General features: G+C 40.8%; 14 protein-coding genes and 1 pseudogene. 4 read left to right on the plus strand and 11 right to left on the minus strand.

Features of this window, described 5'->3' with window-relative positions; all coding sequences use genetic code 11:
• Nucleotides 1–91: 91 nt before the first annotated feature.
• From B3297_RS08465 to eat, 5 genes are all read right to left on the minus strand, one after another.
• Nucleotides 92–1,471, minus strand: coding sequence for an aldehyde dehydrogenase family protein (locus B3297_RS08465; protein WP_236560200.1), 1,380 nt, complete (start codon nucleotides 1,469–1,471; stop codon nucleotides 92–94).
• Entirely contained in the window at nucleotides 1,449–2,093 is a 645-nt protein-coding gene (locus B3297_RS08470; RefSeq protein WP_286778817.1) for a gamma-glutamyl-gamma-aminobutyrate hydrolase family protein, read from the minus strand. The genes B3297_RS08465 and B3297_RS08470 overlap by 23 nt, the downstream gene beginning before the upstream one ends.
• A 106-nt stretch (nucleotides 2,094–2,199) precedes the next feature.
• A complete protein-coding gene (locus B3297_RS08475; RefSeq protein WP_286778777.1) occupies nucleotides 2,200–3,357 on the minus strand; it encodes an iron-containing alcohol dehydrogenase in 1,158 nt (385 codons plus the stop codon).
• A gap of 7 nt (nucleotides 3,358–3,364) precedes the next feature.
• A complete protein-coding gene (locus B3297_RS08480; protein ID WP_286778778.1) occupies nucleotides 3,365–4,726 on the minus strand; it encodes a glutamine synthetase family protein in 1,362 nt (453 codons plus the stop codon).
• A complete protein-coding gene (gene eat, locus B3297_RS08485) occupies nucleotides 4,723–6,045 on the minus strand; it encodes an ethanolamine permease (protein WP_286767206.1) in 1,323 nt (440 codons plus the stop codon). Before eat ends, B3297_RS08480 begins: the two co-directional genes overlap by 4 nt.
• 191 nt (nucleotides 6,046–6,236) lie before the next feature.
• Between eat and B3297_RS08490 the strand changes: the two genes are divergently transcribed.
• Nucleotides 6,237–6,701, plus strand: a complete 465-nt coding sequence (locus B3297_RS08490; protein WP_070564088.1) for an Lrp/AsnC family transcriptional regulator — start codon at nucleotides 6,237–6,239, stop codon at nucleotides 6,699–6,701.
• A gap of 152 nt (nucleotides 6,702–6,853) precedes the next feature.
• Here B3297_RS08490 and B3297_RS08495 read toward each other — a convergent pair whose 3' ends face one another.
• Entirely contained in the window at nucleotides 6,854–7,483 is a 630-nt protein-coding gene (locus B3297_RS08495) for a pentapeptide repeat-containing protein (protein WP_286778818.1), read from the minus strand.
• A gap of 6 nt (nucleotides 7,484–7,489) precedes the next feature.
• Entirely contained in the window at nucleotides 7,490–7,798 is a 309-nt protein-coding gene (locus tag B3297_RS08500) for a helix-turn-helix transcriptional regulator (RefSeq protein ID WP_286778779.1), read from the minus strand.
• Nucleotides 7,799–8,151: 353 nt separating this feature from the next.
• Here B3297_RS08500 and B3297_RS08505 point away from each other — a divergent pair, with 353 nt between their 5' ends.
• Nucleotides 8,152–9,729 (plus strand): Na+/H+ antiporter, encoded by a 1,578-nt coding sequence (locus B3297_RS08505; protein WP_070564084.1) that lies wholly within the window; start codon nucleotides 8,152–8,154, stop codon nucleotides 9,727–9,729.
• 80 nt (nucleotides 9,730–9,809) lie between these two features.
• Here B3297_RS08505 and B3297_RS08510 read toward each other — a convergent pair whose 3' ends face one another.
• From B3297_RS08510 to B3297_RS08525, 3 genes and pseudogenes are all read right to left on the minus strand, one after another.
• On the minus strand, nucleotides 9,810–10,076 hold the full coding sequence (locus B3297_RS08510; RefSeq protein WP_070564082.1) for a hypothetical protein: 267 nt from the start codon (nucleotides 10,074–10,076) through the stop codon (nucleotides 9,810–9,812).
• 39 nt (nucleotides 10,077–10,115) lie between these two features.
• Nucleotides 10,116–11,911, minus strand: a pseudogene (locus tag B3297_RS24705) (serine hydrolase).
• Between the two features lie 368 nt (nucleotides 11,912–12,279).
• A complete protein-coding gene (locus tag B3297_RS08525; protein ID WP_201639205.1) occupies nucleotides 12,280–12,639 on the minus strand; it encodes a hypothetical protein in 360 nt (119 codons plus the stop codon).
• A gap of 234 nt (nucleotides 12,640–12,873) precedes the next feature.
• On the opposite strand from B3297_RS08525, the gene B3297_RS08530 reads away from it, so the two are divergent.
• Both B3297_RS08530 and B3297_RS08535 read left to right on the plus strand, forming a co-directional pair.
• Nucleotides 12,874–13,503 carry a FadR/GntR family transcriptional regulator gene (locus B3297_RS08530; RefSeq protein WP_286710292.1) on the plus strand — a complete coding sequence of 210 codons (630 nt, stop codon included), beginning with the start codon at nucleotides 12,874–12,876 and terminating at the stop codon, nucleotides 13,501–13,503.
• Between the two features lie 88 nt (nucleotides 13,504–13,591).
• Nucleotides 13,592–14,803 carry an MFS transporter gene (locus tag B3297_RS08535; RefSeq protein WP_070564519.1) on the plus strand — a complete coding sequence of 404 codons (1,212 nt, stop codon included), beginning with the start codon at nucleotides 13,592–13,594 and terminating at the stop codon, nucleotides 14,801–14,803.
• 512 nt (nucleotides 14,804–15,315) lie between these two features.
• On the opposite strand, the gene B3297_RS08540 is transcribed toward B3297_RS08535, so the two are convergent.
• Nucleotides 15,316–17,193: a RagB/SusD family nutrient uptake outer membrane protein gene (locus B3297_RS08540; RefSeq protein ID WP_112374115.1), complete on the minus strand. Its 1,878-nt coding sequence runs from the start codon at nucleotides 17,191–17,193 to the stop codon at nucleotides 15,316–15,318.
• Nucleotides 17,194–17,216 lie beyond the last annotated feature (23 nt).

The raw sequence follows: 17,216 nt of genomic DNA on the forward strand, positions 1-17,216 counted from the left end.
CATGGGGTACCGAAATTTATTTTTGAGGGAAAGCCCATTATCCAATGAACGATCGGCATAATGGGCTATATCCATAGAATTAAACATTAAATTATGCGGGTCTTAAATGATAGGCTTTAGGCTGAACAAATGCTCGTATACCTTGAGCCGATAAGGTCGAACCTAAGCCAGAATTTCGTCTTCCGGACCAAGGCACATTAGGGCTTACCCTATCACAGCAGTTCCAATATACCGTTCCTGTATCCATTTTGCTAAGGATATTCATTGCTCTATCCTGATCGGACGAAAACACCGCTGCAGTAAGGCCATAGGTCGTATCCTGCATCAACGTAATTGCCTCTTCGTCTGAAGTTACCTTTTGTATACCTATCAACGGACCAAAAGTCTCTTCACGCATAAGTAGCATGTTGTGATTACAGTGCTCAAATACTGTGGGAGCATAATAATATCCCTTACCTTCTAATACATGTCCGCCCAACCGTAGTGTTGCTCCCTTTTCAAGGGCATCTTTCACTTGATCTTCAAGGACGTCCAGCTGAGCAGCCCTCGTTAAAGGACCGATAAATGTGTCTCCAGCGCATGGATCGCCAACCTGATAGGAAGCTACCTCCTCAATAAATGCCTCGACAAACTCATCGTATATCTGTTCTGAAACATAGATACGTTCAACAGCACAACAGCTCTGCCCATTGTTGTAGAAAGCGCCCTCAGCTGCCGACACTGCCGCCTGTTTTATATCTTTCACATCTTCTGTTACGTATAGTGGATCCTTTCCGCCTAGCTCAAGCTGGACTGGAACTAATTTATGCGCTACGGCCCTAGCAATATGTACTCCAGTTTTATAGGATCCAGTAAAGAAATAGCCATCCAATGGCAATGATAAGATATGCTCGCCAATCCTCCCATCTCCAACAACACAGTGAAATACATCATCAGGTATACCGGCTTCATAAAGGTATTTTGCAAACTGCAATCCGGTCAGCGTAGCAAATTCAGAAGGTTTATAGAGCACGGCATTGCCCGCAACCAAGGCGTACAGAAAAATATTAAAGCCCACATTATAAGGGAAATTCCATGCAGAAATATTGGCAATGACACCAAGTGGTTCATAGCGAATATGTTCTAGTGTAGCCCCCTCATTTACAATAATTTCTTCTGAAAGCCATCTTTCAGCATTTTTTCGAAGATGCTCAATACGGTTTTGTGCTCCGTTAATTTCATTAAGCGATTGTGTGATGGGTTTGCCCGTCTCCTTGGTAAGGATCTCCGCAAGTTCCTGTTTATTCGCCAAGATCAGCTCCCCAAATTGTATGATGCACGCCAAACGATCCCTCAAAGGAACGTTGGCCCATTTTTGCTGTCCCTGTCTTAGTAAGGAGAGTGTATTTTCCAATTCAACTGTTGTGGTTGAAGGCAACGTTGCTACTACAGCACCGGTTGCAGGATTTCTAATTTCTATGTTGTCTTGCATGTTCGATAAAAACATTAAGAATTAAATTTTCATCTAAAAGTATTCCCTTCTGTGTTTGGGAAAATTCGGGATGCCATTGTACACCCATCACTTTCCCGGCCGCTTCTTTGGTATAACCAAATGCTTCGATAAATCCGTCTTCCGAGCGCGCAAAGACTTCGAGATCACGGCCAAGATCTTTAATAGCCTGATGATGTACAGTGTTGACCAATGGATTGGCAACATGGCCATATAGTCTGTCGAAAAGTGTTCCTGGTTCTATATGTACGGGATGATTGATGGTGTCGTATAGACTTGCTGAACGATGTACAGCCGACTGAGGAAGCTGACTACCGATATCCTGATACATTGTGCCTCCAAAATAGACGTTCATTAACTGAAATCCCCGACAGATACCTAAGACTGGCTTATGATTTCTGATGGCATAATCCAATATCTTTAGCTCATATTGATCCCGATAAGGGTCTCCTTTCCAGGGTCCGATAGGCTCTTCTCCATAATGCTGGGGTGCTATATCGCTTCCACCTTGAAGAACTATGCCATCCATCTGGTGTAAGATGTCCGCTAATAATGATTCTTCAAGATCCGGCAATAATATAGGAAGAACGCCTTTTTTAGTTATTCATCGAACCATATCATTTTCCATATAGCTCAGTGATTTGTGTCCAAAGACCGTCCTCTCGGGGTCTGGATAAAAAAAACACGCACTAATACCGATTTTTAACATATTATTTTCCTTCGTAAGCGGTTTCATAAATTGCAAGAAAATCTGCTTTGCTAACGGGCTTGGGGTTTGATGGGTGACAGAAATCTGCAAACGCCAGTTCTGATAACGGTTGCAGATGTTCCTTTTGCACGCCTATCGCAGATAATTGTGTAGGCAGTCCCAAACGTACATTGATGTCAAACAGATAGTCTACAACCCTGTCTCCAGCATGACTACCGAGCCCTAAAGCCATGGCCATCTTATCGAAACGATCTTCAAAACCGACATAATTAAACTGCATTCCATAAGGAAGATTCACCGCGTTGGCCAGTCCATGATGGGTATCAAGGAGCGAGGACAGCGGATGCGCTAAACTATGAACGACTCCTAATCCCTTCTGAAAAGCAACAGCTCCCATCAATGATGCCAAAAGCATTTTGGAGCGGGATGGCAAGTCTGATTCTTTCGTAGCACACTCAATAGACGTCGCCACCATGGCCATTCCTTCAAGCGCTATACCATCACACATCGGATGATACCCTTTGGCCAAATAGGCTTCCATATTGTGGGTAAGTGCGTCCATTCCCGTTGCTGCCGTAATAAACGGTGGCAGATCCATAGTAAGCAAAGGATCGGCAAATACAATTTTTGCCATCAATCTGGGACTAAACAGAATTCGTTTTTTCTTGGTTTCATCTTCTGAAATAATAGCACTACGCCCCACCTCACTCCCAGTCCCGGCGGTCGTAGGTACAGTAATCAATGGTGGTATCTCGTTGGTCACATAGATATCGCCACCGATCAGATCGTCGTAATCAAATAAATCACGATGATGATTTGCGCGCAAGGCAATTGCCCGTGCTACGTCGAGTGCTGCTCCACCGCCAACGCCAATAATTGAATCTCTATTTTGCCCTCTAAAGACATCTCCTCCCAAGAGGACATCAGATTTTACTGGATTTTTATGCAAATCATGAAAGACAATAACGTCGATCCCTTTGTTCGTCAGCTTTTGTTGGACTCCCTTAAAAAATGGTAGTTGGGCGATAGTCGGATCCGTTACCAGTAAAGGGCGATTAAGTCCATTGGTCAATAAATAGTCTGGTAGCTCGTCGATCACTCCAGCACCGAAACGGATCGGTGTCGGAAAATTAAAACCGTAAATTTTTGCTGTATCCATTGTTCAGTTAAATAATTTCAAAATATCTTTTTGTTTCCCAATCTGTGACCTGCTCAGAAAATTGTCGCCATTCCCATAACCGTGATTTACAAAAATGATCGACAAACTTTTGGCCAAATAGCTCGGAGGCTATTTGCGATTGCGCCATTCGAGCGGTCGCATCGTGGAGGTTTCTTGGTAACACGCCGTGTTGCAGATCTTTATAACCATTACCGCTAGTATGTCGATTATCCAATGGCAATTTATACTTGATGCCATACAACCCGCTAGCCAAACATGCTGCTACTGCCAAATAAGGGTTCACATCTGAACCGACAACACGGTGTTCAATGCGTGTGGCTTTGGGACCACCGTCGATGACGCGGAGTGCTGTGGTACGATTATCTATGCCCCAAGTCAGGGTTGTCGGTGCCCATGCTCCTTCAGTCAGCCTTTTATAACTGTTAACAGTGGGCGCCAATAACGGTAGAATATCAGGTAAACAATACAATTGCCCCGCAAGAAAATGCTTCATCAACTGGCTCATTCCGAGTTCATCTTCTTTATCATAAAAGAGGTTGTTCTGTTTGTTGAGATCCCAAAGACTTTGATGCACATGGCCGCTGCAGCCTGGTAAGTCCTTGGTCTGTTTCGCCATAAAACTCGCCGTGATATTATGTTTTTTTCCGATGTCCTTAACCGCAGATTTAAAGAGCGTAGCCCTATCCGTAGCTTCAAGAGCATCACTACATTGGATCGCAGCTTCCAGAACACCTGGCCCGGTCTCCGTATGTAGCCCCTCAAGAGGTACACCGAATCTTTCGAGCATAGCCAAAAGATCCTGAAAAAATCCGTAATTGTCAGACATCCGTAAGATGGAATAACCAAACATACCAGATGTTATCGGTGTCATATCTCTAAAACTATTTTGGGGAGCGGCATTATCGGCTTTCACGAAATTAAACCATTCAAATTCCTGTGAAAAAATTGGTTTAAATCCGGCAGTCTCCGCCTGTGCAATTATGTTTTTAAGGAGTGATCTTGGGCACACATTTTGGTCCCGAGAAAGCGGAGATTCAAAATCAGCTAGAAAAAAGGGAATATCTTCTTGCCAGGGAATCTGTCGAAATGTATTTCCATCAATACGCGCCGGGAAATCGCCGTATCCTGTATGCCAGCCTGTAATTTCCACATTGTCATAAACCTGATCGTTAACATCCCATCCAAACACCACCGAGCAAAACCCAAATTCATTGTCCAGTGCAGAGATAAACTTATCCCGATGCATAAATTTCCCACGGAGCACCCCGTCTATATCAGCGACGGCAACTTTAACGTGCGTACTTGTGCTTGCTGTTAATTTGGCAATAATTTCATTTTTAGTTATCATAATTTGATGGTTTTGTCCTTGTCAAGGAAGATTAGGAAATAGAGGTATGATAAGATGACAAGCCCAAAGAATAATAGAGCTGTCAAGGGGTTATAATATATCATTGCAATGAGACACACGACAGCAATAATAAATGCAATTGCCGGAAACAGCGGATACAATGGAACTTTGAATGGGCGTTCCAAATCGGGTTCCTTTTTTCGCAAGGCAAAAAATGACCACATGGATATTATATAAAGACAGATTGCCCCAAAACATGCGATGGTAATAATACCTGCGGTCTTTCCGGTCAATAATGCTATGATGCCAATAGCCATATTGATTAAGAGTGCATTGGCCGGAGTCTTAAATCGTTGATGTACTTTTCCAAGAATCGACGGTGCATACCCCACTCTCCCAAATTCGAAGGTAGCTCTGCCACCAGCGAGAATGATACCATGAAATGAGGCTATAAGACCCAAAAGACCAACGCCTATAAGTAGTTTATAGAGAATATGGCGATTGTCAATGACATGTGCAATGGCAAGTAGCAATGGTGAATCGGAGGGTTCAGTGCTTCCGACAGGATAAACAACAGCCTCCCAGCCGCCGACACCCACCGCCGACAAAAATGTAATGATACAAAGCACAACTAAAGTTACGATGGCCGATCCAAAGCCGATTAATACATTTTTCTGTGGATTGATCGTTTCCTCAGCAACATTCGCTACACCTTCAATAGCGAGAAAAAACCAGATGGCAAACGGAATAGCTGCAAAAATACCCGAGAAGCCATTGGGCAATGCGTTGTGCTCAAGGTTGGAAAATTCGAAAGCCGGAAATGTAACACCGGCAAATATTAGTAATTCGATAACCGCAAGAACAGTTACGACCAATTCAAATGATGCAGCGAGCTTTACGCCCAGTATATTCATTGAAGTGAAAATCACATAGGCCCCAATGGCAAAAATAAGATAGTCAACCGAAGGATGCAATAAATGTAGATAAGCACCTATAGCAGCAGCAATAGCAGGCGGAGCAAAAACAAACTCAATATTTTGTGCAATACCGGCGACAAATCCCAAATGCTTGCCCAATCCTCGATTGGCATATTCAAAGGCTCCGCCAGCCTTAGGGATCGCACACGCCATCTCTGTATAGCTGAAGTTAAATGTAAGGTACATGATAATAACGAACACTGTAGCAATGGCCAATCCCAATGTGCCGCCTTCTGCCAAACCGAGATTCCATCCAAAATACATTCCCGAGATAACATAGCCTACACCCAATCCCCATAACATAACCGGACCAAGGACTTTTTTTAATTGAGGCTCACTCATAATTTTATTTAGGTTGGTAAATGAAAGTAATTAATTAATTTAAATTTACTACATATAGTTTAAATGATAGTATTATATATCTGTAATTATGGCTATTTTAGTAAAATAATATGGTTGTATTTTATTTACTAGTGTTTACGATCTAACTACAGTCATAGATATAGTTTTTTTAGATTTAATTTACTACGATAATGAAATTGGATGAGAAAGACCTCATGCTTCTGGACCTTTTGCAACAGGATGCGAACATAAGTAACAAGGAAATAGCTGACCGTGTTAATTTATCCATGACTCCCGTTTACGAACGTATTAAGAAGTTAATGGCAACCTCCGTTCTCAAACAGAAAGTCTTTCTGCTGGACAGAAGAAAACTTGATCTTAATCTAATGGTCCTTGTATCCATTAGTATGGAAAAACATTCCAATGAAAGTGCCTTGTTATTTATGGAGGAGATACAAAAATTTCCAGAAGTAGTCGAGTGTTTCCACGTAACGGGTGCATTTGACTATCAAATAAAGGTGATGGTTAGGGATGTTGATCACTATCATGAATTCAATTTTAATAAACTGGCAACAATCAAGGGAATCAGACATATGGAAAGTTATTTTGTCATGAAAGAAATCGTGAATACAACCCGTCTCCCAATCTTTCTTTGATAATTAGTTTAGCATATTTTAGCTTTACTATGCTGCGCTGACGACTCTCCTAATTTAATTTCCCGGAATTGATGGGTTTCATTGGTATGGCACCTACACTTAGGCAATGGTTCATACTTGCAGAACCATGCCTTCTATTTGTATCGTGTTGTTTATAAGAGCACAATATTCTCAAGCGATACGCCTACTCCCTTAAGAGCTGCGTAGGTTAATTTGTCCATTGAGGCCCCGTCAAAATCGATTGTTTTAATACTCTTATAATATTTATTGGTAAGCGCAAACGTGGGCCGAAAGGAAACATTTCTAAGAATAACCCCTCTAAATGAACTGTTTGCTAGGTCTGCATTATCGAATTTTACGTCGACAAATACTTGCCCATCAAAGCTTATGCCTTTCATATCACAGGACTTAAAGCAAACACCATTGAACTCACAGTGTTCAAAAATGGTTTTTCTGAGATCCGACGCCGTAAATTTGACATCTGTCAGCTTTATACTATTAAATCTAGCATTGTTCAACTCCGACGCATAAAATTCTGTACGTGCGAGAACGGTCTTGTTGAAATTTGCGTTCGTCATATTACTAGCAGAAAATGTACAGTCCGTAAGGTTCGACGAATCAAAATTAGCATCGCGGATATCACTTCCTTTAAAAATGCTTGCCGTGAAATCTGCTGTACTGAAGTCTGTGCCACGCAGCTCACTTCCGAGAAATTTTCTCTTTGGCGCATTTACGCCAGAAAAATCAGTTTCGGCTAGCGTGTTACCGCTAAAATCTGTCAGTAGCGGCTATTGTCCCGTATCAGAAAATTTTGCCTCTTCCAGAGAATTTCCTTTCGTGTCATCTAAAGTGCCAATGACCACCTTTTGACTTGCTACGCTATCTCCTAATTTCGAATTTTCGGCGAAGTAGTTTAGATCGACTGCGAATATTTCCGCAAGTCTATGTATTGTTAAAAAGTCTGGTAAAGACTCTCCCCGCTCCCATTTTCCAACTGCTTGGGGGCTGACGAATAAAAGTTCAGCAAGCTGTGCTTGCGACATATTTCGCTCTTTCCGCACTTTGGCAATATTATTACCTAATGTTTTGTTATCCATAATTATTGTTTATTGATGATGTTCAACTTTACAAATATATTGAGGCTAATCTGTAATTATCGCGAAAAGGGAAATACCTCTAGTTGTAATTATGCTACTTATCGTTGTATTCGAACAGCTTCGGGTTGTTATTCCTAGAGTATTGTCCTATACTGTTATTGAAACTATATTTTAAGTAAAACTTCTCAAAGACGGGCCTTTCTTTATAATAATGCCATCCCATATTTTAGATCGTGGGTTATGAGAAAGACAAACTTTAACTAATTTAGGAAGATCTACCACCATGAATACCGCCAAGCTAGTTTAAATATTTCTAGAAATTTGATCTATATTTATATACCTAAAATTTACATATGTTAGAGAATTTTGAGTTTTACCTTTTTTTAGTCCTACTAATTACGATGTTGATCATGCTGGCGAGAAAAATTCAGGTTGCATACCCTGTTTTACTCGTATTAGCGGGACTTGTAATAAGTTTTATCCCGGGAGTTCCCCCTATAAAGATAGAACCCGAATTGATATTCATTATTTTTTTACCGCCGCTCCTCTACGAGGCAGCTTGGTCAACTTCCTGGAAAGAACTCTGGCGATGGCGCCGGATTATCTTCAGCTTTGCCTTTGTTGTGGTCTTTTTTACAGCATTGTCCGTTGCCGTTTTTGCCAACTATTTTATCCCGGGATTCTCCTTAGCTCTCGGTTTTCTATTGGGCGGAATAGTTTCCCCTCCTGATGCGGTTAGTGCCGGTGCAATTTTAAAATTCGTGAAGGTACCCAAAAGGCTGGCGTCCATATTGGAAGGTGAAAGTTTGTTGAATGATGCTTCCTCACTAATAATTTTTCGCTTTGCAATGATTGCTGCTGCTACTGGGCAGTATGTATGGTACCAAGCGGCCGGGAGCTTTATTTGGATGTGTATTGGCGGAGTGGGAATCGGACTTACAATTGCCTATGTTTTTCTGAAAATGCACAAACTTTTACCAACCGATTCCAATACAGACATATTGCTAACTTTTATTGCACCTTTCTCGATGTATTTGATCGCAGAACAACTTCATGCTTCTGGGGTTCTTGCGGTTGTCAGTGGCGGCTTATTTCTCTCGTATCGTAGTCACGATTTTTTGAGCAGTGCATCCCGGATCCGGACAGTGACCGTATGGGAAAGCTTTTGCTTTCTGCTGAATGGCATTGTCTTTATGCTTATCGGATTAGATTTACCGGAAATTGTATCTGGATTGGGTGATACCAATATCTCCACTGCTATTGGCTATGGCGTCGCCGTTACAATAGTCCTTATTCTTGTACGAATTTTTGCAGGGTATGCTGCAGTAATTACGACCTTGATCATGAGAAATTTTATAACGGTTGCAGACGATCAATCGCCTGGTTGGCAAACGCCAATGATTATCGGCTGGACTGGAATGCGTGGCGTCGTTTCTTTGGCAGCAGCGCTATCTATCCCATTAACTTTGGCCGACGGAACTCCTTTTCCTCAAAGGAATCTCATTCTTTTCATCACATTTGTTGTGATTCTGTTAACCTTACTTGTTCAAGGGTTAACCCTCCCTTTTATCTTGAGGAAAATCAAATTAGTAGATAGAGATTTTGTAAGAAGTGAAAAGGAGATCGATTATGAAATTCAGAATAGATTGGCTCAAGTCGCCGTTGACAAGATTCGTAATGATTACGCGGACAAAGTTGAAAGTTTTCCGACCTTAAAGGATCAACTACAGAAGTATGAAAATCAGTTGCGGAGCTCCGAGATTATCATTAATTATGCCGAATACCGTAAAATCTATATCGATATCCTTGAAACACAGCGCATTTGGCTTATCAATAAAAACCGCGAAGAACTTTTATTGGACGAAGAGATTATCCGTAAACACCTTCGTTTGTTAGATCTTCAGGAAGAAAGGTTGAATATGAGAAGCTAATTTATCCCTAGCTCAGCCTACTGCCGTACATTTATGATCGACAATGCAGATTGAATTGTCGATCATAAATAACTAATTTATTAGTCTTCATCCAAATAAATGTCGTGAACAACAAAACGAATAGACTTGCTAAACACCAACATATCCGCTACATCTTCAGAATCTATGGCATAGAGTGTTTCTACCCCACCTTCATCCAAAAGTTCGGAATCTGGTATAAGTTCAAAAAAAGTGATTCCTTCAACAATGGATAATTCTTCTACTTTAACATATGATACATCCTGGCTCTTCCAAAGTGAGAGAATTTCTTTGGAAAACAATTGATAATTATTAGCTTGATTTGACATGCTCGCAAATTAACAAAAATATGGCTCATTATATTTGTGTTATAACGTTTCTAAAATCTTACTTACTCTTTCGTTTTTAGGATTAATTTCGCGAACTTTTTGATAGTTCTTCTTGGCACTATCTATTTGTCCAGATTTCAGGTAGGCTTCCGCTAAACTATCATAAACATTTTCACTTTTAGGATATAGCACCGTATTCACCTTAAATATGTCAATAGCTTGGTTTATTTTATGCTGATTGAGCAATTCATAACCTGCACCGTTCAGGAAACCTTCTGAAAGCAACTCATCGTCACTATCCTGTTCTTTTGCTTTTTGAAAAGCTTTTAATCCATCCTCGAAATTTCCTTCTAAAATAAGCTCTAGTGGAGTCCGGTCATTTGCATTGACTTTCGGATTTTTGGAATAAATCTTTTTATCACGCAAAACCTGTACAAGCTCATATTGACCGCTTTCGGTATCCTTTGAAAATACTACGTTCACGTTTCGATCTCGCATAACAAAAGTATTTGCCGACACTTTAACCAACTCTACAGGCTTGTCTAGATTTTGGACTGACATAAGCTTGCCACTCTGACTATAGACCCTTATAACACCGTATTTGCCAGATCGATAACGTCCACTATTGACATTCAGTTCTTGAGAACTGAGCGGCAAAATTTTATTTATTGGGGCCAGGTAATTGGGCCATTGATAGGTTAGTGCAACCGCTCGGACAAGTTCGTTGATAAATTCAGGTTTGTTTGTATTTGTAAGAATAACTACGCCATCACCGCTTGTTTTATTTCCAACAAAATAGGAGCTAAAGCCTTCGTTCCATCCACCATGGCAAAAAAAAGATGAACCGTCGTAATCTTCCAGAAAGACACCTAATCCTATAATAGATTCAATATAGGGGCTTGTGAATTCTTCGGCCGTCTTCTTGGAAATAACAGCATTACTTTTGCCATTTAAGGTCCGTTGAATATCGATCACGAATCTAGCGTAATCTTCTGCTGTTGACCACAAGCCAGCAGCCGCCTGCTCTGGGTAGACATGATATCTTCCTTCGACTTTTTTACCATCTACAGTATAAGCCGTCGCCGCAAATTGTTTTTTCAACTCAGGAAGAGGCTGGGCAAAAGTGCTATTTTCATACCCAAAGGTGAGAGTACCTTTTCTTCCATTATGCTACTATAATCTTTCCCTTCAATATCAACGAGCATCTGTTGAAGTACGGTATAGCCACCGCCTGAATACCGAAAATTTAAGCCAGGAAGTTTATCAACATACACCATTGGTGTATTAGCAGGCTTTAGACCACTCAGTACTTCTACCGCTGTAGGAATTGGGTCTGTTGTCCGATAGCCCGGGAACCCACTTACAGTAAGTCCCGCAGTGTGGCTAATGATATTTTTGAGTGTAACATTTTTCGCTCTGGTCCAATTATTTTCGGGTATTTTCCAGGATTTCAGGTATAAATTCACATCGGCATTGGATGCCAACTTGCCAAGCTCCACTTCCTTCAATGCAGCGTATGCACTTACGGGCTTGCTCATGGACGCCACCTGAAATAAGGTGTTTGACCTAACTGGTGTTTTCGAATCGAGATCGGCAAAACCATACGTTTTGCTCCATAATATTTCAGCGTTTTTTATCACGGCGATGCTTACACCTGGAACCTGATAAAATTCCATGCGCGATTTAATATTCCAGGCCGGCTCACCCTCAAAACGAACAGGCGGTATGAGACTGGATTCGACATGAGAAATCTCCTTTATTTTTTGAGGGGTCGTTTGAGCACATGCGGTTGACACTAGTATCGCAAAAATTCCAGTAATTGGTAAAGCTTTCATTTTATTTATGATCGTTTAAATGGTGATACGAAGCGTCTCTCCTATCTCTTGCTCGCTTCTTTGTAATTCTTCATTGACAGTAGATGCCAATTTTATTGCCAAAACCATAAATCACTGTAAAACAATATTATGCAATAGTATTCCAAAATAAATTGATCGTATTCGGNNCCGAATACGATCAATTTATTTTTACTAAGCGGTATCTCGCTTTTCTAACATCATCAGCTGTCAGCCCCATAGCATGTTCGCATACAGTAGCATCTTCATTGTCGTATTAGGATCGCCAATAGAAGTTTCCTTTTGGTTGAATTGTGGAAAAATGAAAACGGGGCATACTAGCCCCGTTACATTGTTTGATTAATTGATACTTAATGATTCGGATTACCATAATAGTTTTGATAATTCTGAATGGTAGCACTAAACCATGCTCCACAGCTGCTATAATACATATCATTGGCTCCATAGCTGGTGTACGTGAGATCCTGAGTTTCGATCAACTGACCGCTTGTATTATAGATACTCATCGTCAATCTACATAGCGTACGAGACTTTCCGAGCTTGATCTCTTTGGCTTCGCTCACGATATTCAAATTAGCTTTTCCAGTTTGTGATTTGTAAATCGTTGATTTTTCAACAAGGCTGTTGTCGGCCGCTTTTGGCCCCGTTTTCGCAAAAGTAGCAGATGACATTAAAGCCAAGGCTACGGCGCTCATCATTAATTTTTTCATGTTACTAAGTTTTTGATAAATACATTGGAGGACCAGCCTCACTGTTAATAAACCTAAAACTGCCAATAAATTTGGCACTGTAAACACTGTAATAAATATCTGATGTAGTCGTAACAATATTCGGTTGGTTTGATCAAATTTTTGAAAATAACTAAGAATTCAAAAAATTCTACTACCTTTGCAATCATCAGATGATATGACTATATGAAGACTGAAGCTATCGTACGAAGATCCTTGGCAGAGGAAGTTGCCGCGGCAATAGAAGAAAAAATAAAATTAGGTGAATTCCCGGTAGAATCTAAACTTCCTACGGAACCAGAATTGATGAAACAATTTGCTGTGGGCAGATCCAGCATTCGTGAGGCGGTCAAATATTTAAGTCAATCAGGCTATCTCAATGTACAACAAGGTCTTGGTACTTTTGTTAAAAGTAGCACAGGTCATCATGCTCTTGACTCAAAAATTGAAAAAGCCAATTTTAACGATATTTTTGAAGTTAGACACGTATTGGAATTGCGAATTATTGAAAAAGCTGCCTTAAATCGTACTTCGAAAGGCCTCAAGGATATGGCTCAAGCGCTCAAAAATAGAGCAAAATATGCCGAAATGGGAAATTTGATGGCGTGCGTGGATGCCGATATTGCCTTTCACAGTGCAATTGCTGAATCATGTGGAAATAGTATTTTGACCGCTTTATATACAACTTTATCTGAACATGTCAATAAGTTCTTCATGACTATTTATAAGGATACAGTACCCTTCTTAACTTCACAACAGCAACACGAGGAACTGATGTTGGCAATCAAAGATAAAGAAGTGAAAAAAGCTGTTGATATTGCTAACCGAATTATCCAACAGCTGTAATTTTCCTATAGCATATGCAAATCATCAATCTCAATATACTTTATTTTTATCAATTAAAACATCAGATGACCTGATGAATATTTCTTTTATGAAAACACAATCTTTAAACCCGAGTGGATCTTGGAAAAGCTCCGAAACCGTCTATCCGATTTTATTTGCGATTAGTCTTTCACACTTGCTCAACGACTTGATTCAGTCGGTCATCCCGGCAGTATATCCCATGTTAAAATCAAATTATGCGCTTAGTTTTACCCAAATTGGTATTATAACGTTGGTTTTTCAGCTTACTGCTTCTATTTTGCAACCCTTCGTTGGTTTGTATACAGATAAAAACCCTACACCACGATCACTCGCTGTCGGTATGCTTTTCTCTTTAGCAGGATTGATATGCATTTCTTTTGCGTCAAACTTTATCTACATTCTCCTTTCTGTAAGTCTTATTGGCATGGGTTCGTCTATATTTCATCCTGAAGCTTCTCGAGTTGCTCATTTAGCTTCCGGAGGCAAAAAGGGGCTCGCGCAGTCTATCTTCCAAGTCGGTGGTAATGCTGGTGGTGCGATAGGTCCCCTTCTTGTAGCGCTTATTGTGATCCCTTTGGGCCAACAATACATTGGTGTATTTGGCGTATTGGCCATTGTAGCCGTTATGATTCTTACTTATGTCGGTAATTGGTATCAAATACATCTCAAGCCTAAGACACAAACAACTGCTGTTGGTGCTTCAAAAGCCGACCTGCCAAAATCAAAAGTAGTATTTGCACTTGTAATTTTATTGGTACTCATTTTTTCCAAATATTTTTACATGGCTTCCATGACCAGTTATTTCACCTTCTATTTGATCAATAAATTCCATGTTTCGGTTCAGGAATCTCAAATATACTTATTTATATTTCTTGCTTCTGTAGCTGCGGGAACTATATTAGGGGGGCCATTGGGAGATCGCTATGGGCGTAAACTAATTATCTGGGTATCGATTCTCGGAGCGGCTCCGTTCACATTACTATTGCCACACGTTGGTCTAGGGCTAACCATTATCCTCGCTATTTTAATAGGTCTTATTATATCGTCTGCATTCTCTGCTATCTTGGTCTATGCGACAGAACTCATCCCAGGAAAGGTCGGAATGATTGCTGGTTTATTTTTTGGCTTTGCTTTTGGTATGGGGGGAATTGGTTCAGCAGTTCTGGGCTGGCTTGCAGATCAAACCTCAATCGAATATGTATTTAATATCTGTGCTTATCTTCCATTAATCGGAGTAGTTACAGGGCTATTACCTAATATAAGTCAGCAGAAAAAGTAATTATATAATCCGTGTGTCCGAAAAGTTTGTCACTTGTTTTGTGGAAACTATTTTTGAATAGCAGAGAAAGTTTCAACCTGTCCAAAGAGCTATGGTGAAATTCTATGAAAAATAACCAAAATAAGCGAGTGGGAAGCCCTTTGCTTCGTACCTGCTTCGTACTTTCTTCGGATCATCAATAGATTCCGTACAGATGCTGAACAGTCATTGACCAGTCTCCGAACAGGAAAATACTGGTCAGGAACTGGCCAATAGCTAATCCTTATCTGGTGAGCTCCGAAGCTTGTCCGAAGCAGGTACGAACACAATAGGTATCTAAGGCATATTGCCGCCACTAGCAGCATATACTGAAACTTATTCCTGTCGCTTATCAATACAGCATAGTTACTAAAATTGGACCTATTCACGTATTAAAAATTAGCCGCAAAAAAAGCTGTCCAAAAAAATGCAGTGCCCCCAAAAAGTTAGACATTTTCCGGGGGCACAGCACATTTGGACAGCTTCTTTAAATACTAGTAACCTGGATTTTGGATCAATTTTGTATTTCGATTAACCTCATCGCGATGCAAAGACGTGTAGTACATCTTGTCATCCCAGTTCCTATTTTCGATACCTGGATCAATATTGGATACCGTATAGGTATAGGTGTAGTTATCGGGATTATATTGATAAAGAGTTACATTTTTACCCGCCTTAAGGGTTCCCGTGATGTTTATAATATTTGCTTTACGACCTATAGTTTCCGCGGCTATCATCCAGCGTCGCGCGTCAAAGAAGCGATGCTCCTCGTAGGCTAATTCAATACGGCGCTCGTTTCTATAACGTGCTTTTAGAGCCGCTCCGGTTTCGGCGGTTGGAATTGCAGGCATTCCAGCTCTAAAGCGGATTTTGTTTAACCATGTTTTAGCTTCATTCTCTTCTCCTAATTCAAGACATGCTTCTACATAGTTCAATATCGCCTCTGTATAGCGAAACATTGGCCAGGGAATGCGCTGTCTTGTGTTTTGATCCTGCATTGTAGGGTCCGGATCTGTAAATTTACGAATATAATATCCTGTCCGTGAACCATTCCAATCTTCAATCGGGCTTTTTCTTGTGTCAAGGCCAAATTGGATAACCTTTTGTCCTTTGGCATTCATTATTTCGTATTGACCTGTTTGGATTTGATTCGCCTTATCTCTTTCAGCGACATCGGCTGTCCTAGGTTTCCAATCCGCACCGTCGTATAAAATTGTTGCCTTTAAACGTGGGTCACGATTTTGATAAGGGCTGGCTGCCATAGTAGGATTTGACCAACTGAATTTTTGGCCATCAATAGTCTCGTAGTCGTCTACCAAGAGTTGTATCGGTGTATTTCCGGCCCAGTTATGATAGCCATTTGGACCGTTGTCTCGCCCTACCCAGCCACCACGTTCGTCCTTTTCGTCAATAAAGAATCTCCCCAGAATAATATCTTTTCCTGCTGTAAAATCAACTGTCTTGCTCCCCCCTCCTAACGATACGGCCATATAGTTGGCAGTACCCTCATTAGGCGAAGCGGGTTGAGTTAGGTCTAACTTATAGGCGAATTCTGTATGATCCAGTACGGCTTTTGCTGCGGCTTTTGCTTTTGTCCAACGCTCCACCTGATTGCCACTCGTGTACATTAGATATTCTGGATTCTTATACCCTGCCAATAATGTTGATTTTGCTTTGGCTTTACCCGCATCGTGGAGATCGCTGGCAGCATAGAGTAATACCCTTGATTTTAAGGCCAATACTGCAGTTTCATTTGCACGTCCCTTTGTTGATGAACTGCCCTTTAACAAAAGAGCTGCGCTGTCTAGATCTTTCACGATGGCATTGACACACTCCTCATAGCTATTCCTCGGAACCATATAGTCTTTATCGTTCAATGTATATATCTTATTATCGATGGGGATGCCACCATAAAAGCGTAAGAGCTGTTGATAATAATACCCACGCAGGAAATAAGCTTCGCCTAACAGCTTATCGGCTTTTGCTTTGTCAAACTTGGGTGCACTCAAATTGGAGATGGCAATGTTAGTTGCCCGGATGCGCGTATACATGCGACCGTATTCGTAAGTATCCATAATATAGCCTTGATCAGCTGGATTTGATCGAGATTCGGTCACGGTATTTATGCCCCGATTAGGGTGTGTAAATAAGGCTTCGTCGGTCATGGATGCCATTTCTTGCTCATAAAAGCCTCCTACTCCAAAACCGTTATAGATTTCTGTCACGAAAGCCTCAGACAAACCAGCATCCGACCAAACGATCTCCTGTGGAACTTCACTGAGTGGCTTCGTGCTCACAAAATCATCATTGCAAGCTTGTAATGATGCAGAAAGTACAAGTAGTATAAGTGATATATTCTTAATTTTTTTCATTTTTATTCTTCGTTAAGTTCTTA

This window comes from Sphingobacterium sp. UBA3519 (genome assembly GCF_002377215.1).
GTDB lineage: Bacteria > Bacteroidota > Bacteroidia > Sphingobacteriales > Sphingobacteriaceae > Sphingobacterium > Sphingobacterium multivorum.

What these genes read in the sequence shown, in the direction of transcription:
- B3297_RS08525 (WP_201639205.1), bottom strand. Translation starts at nt 12,639, where the DNA reads ATGAAAAAATTAATGATGAGCGCCGTAGCCTTGGCTTTAATGTCATCT.
- B3297_RS08475 (WP_286778777.1), bottom strand. Translation starts at nt 3,357, where the DNA reads ATGGATACAGCAAAAATTTACGGTTTTAATTTTCCGACACCGATCCGT.
- B3297_RS08535 (WP_070564519.1), top strand. Translation starts at nt 13,592, where the DNA reads ATGAAAACACAATCTTTAAACCCGAGTGGATCTTGGAAAAGCTCCGAA.
- B3297_RS08465 (WP_236560200.1), bottom strand. Translation starts at nt 1,471, where the DNA reads ATGCAAGACAACATAGAAATTAGAAATCCTGCAACCGGTGCTGTAGTA.
- B3297_RS08510 (WP_070564082.1), bottom strand. Translation starts at nt 10,076, where the DNA reads ATGTCAAATCAAGCTAATAATTATCAATTGTTTTCCAAAGAAATTCTC.
- eat (WP_286767206.1), bottom strand. Translation starts at nt 6,045, where the DNA reads ATGAGTGAGCCTCAATTAAAAAAAGTCCTTGGTCCGGTTATGTTATGG.
- B3297_RS08490 (WP_070564088.1), top strand. Translation starts at nt 6,237, where the DNA reads ATGAAATTGGATGAGAAAGACCTCATGCTTCTGGACCTTTTGCAACAG.
- B3297_RS08480 (WP_286778778.1), bottom strand. Translation starts at nt 4,726, where the DNA reads ATGATAACTAAAAATGAAATTATTGCCAAATTAACAGCAAGCACAAGT.
- B3297_RS08500 (WP_286778779.1), bottom strand. Translation starts at nt 7,798, where the DNA reads ATGGATAACAAAACATTAGGTAATAATATTGCCAAAGTGCGGAAAGAG.
- B3297_RS08505 (WP_070564084.1), top strand. Translation starts at nt 8,152, where the DNA reads ATGTTAGAGAATTTTGAGTTTTACCTTTTTTTAGTCCTACTAATTACG.
- B3297_RS08540 (WP_112374115.1), bottom strand. Translation starts at nt 17,193, where the DNA reads ATGAAAAAAATTAAGAATATATCACTTATACTACTTGTACTTTCTGCA.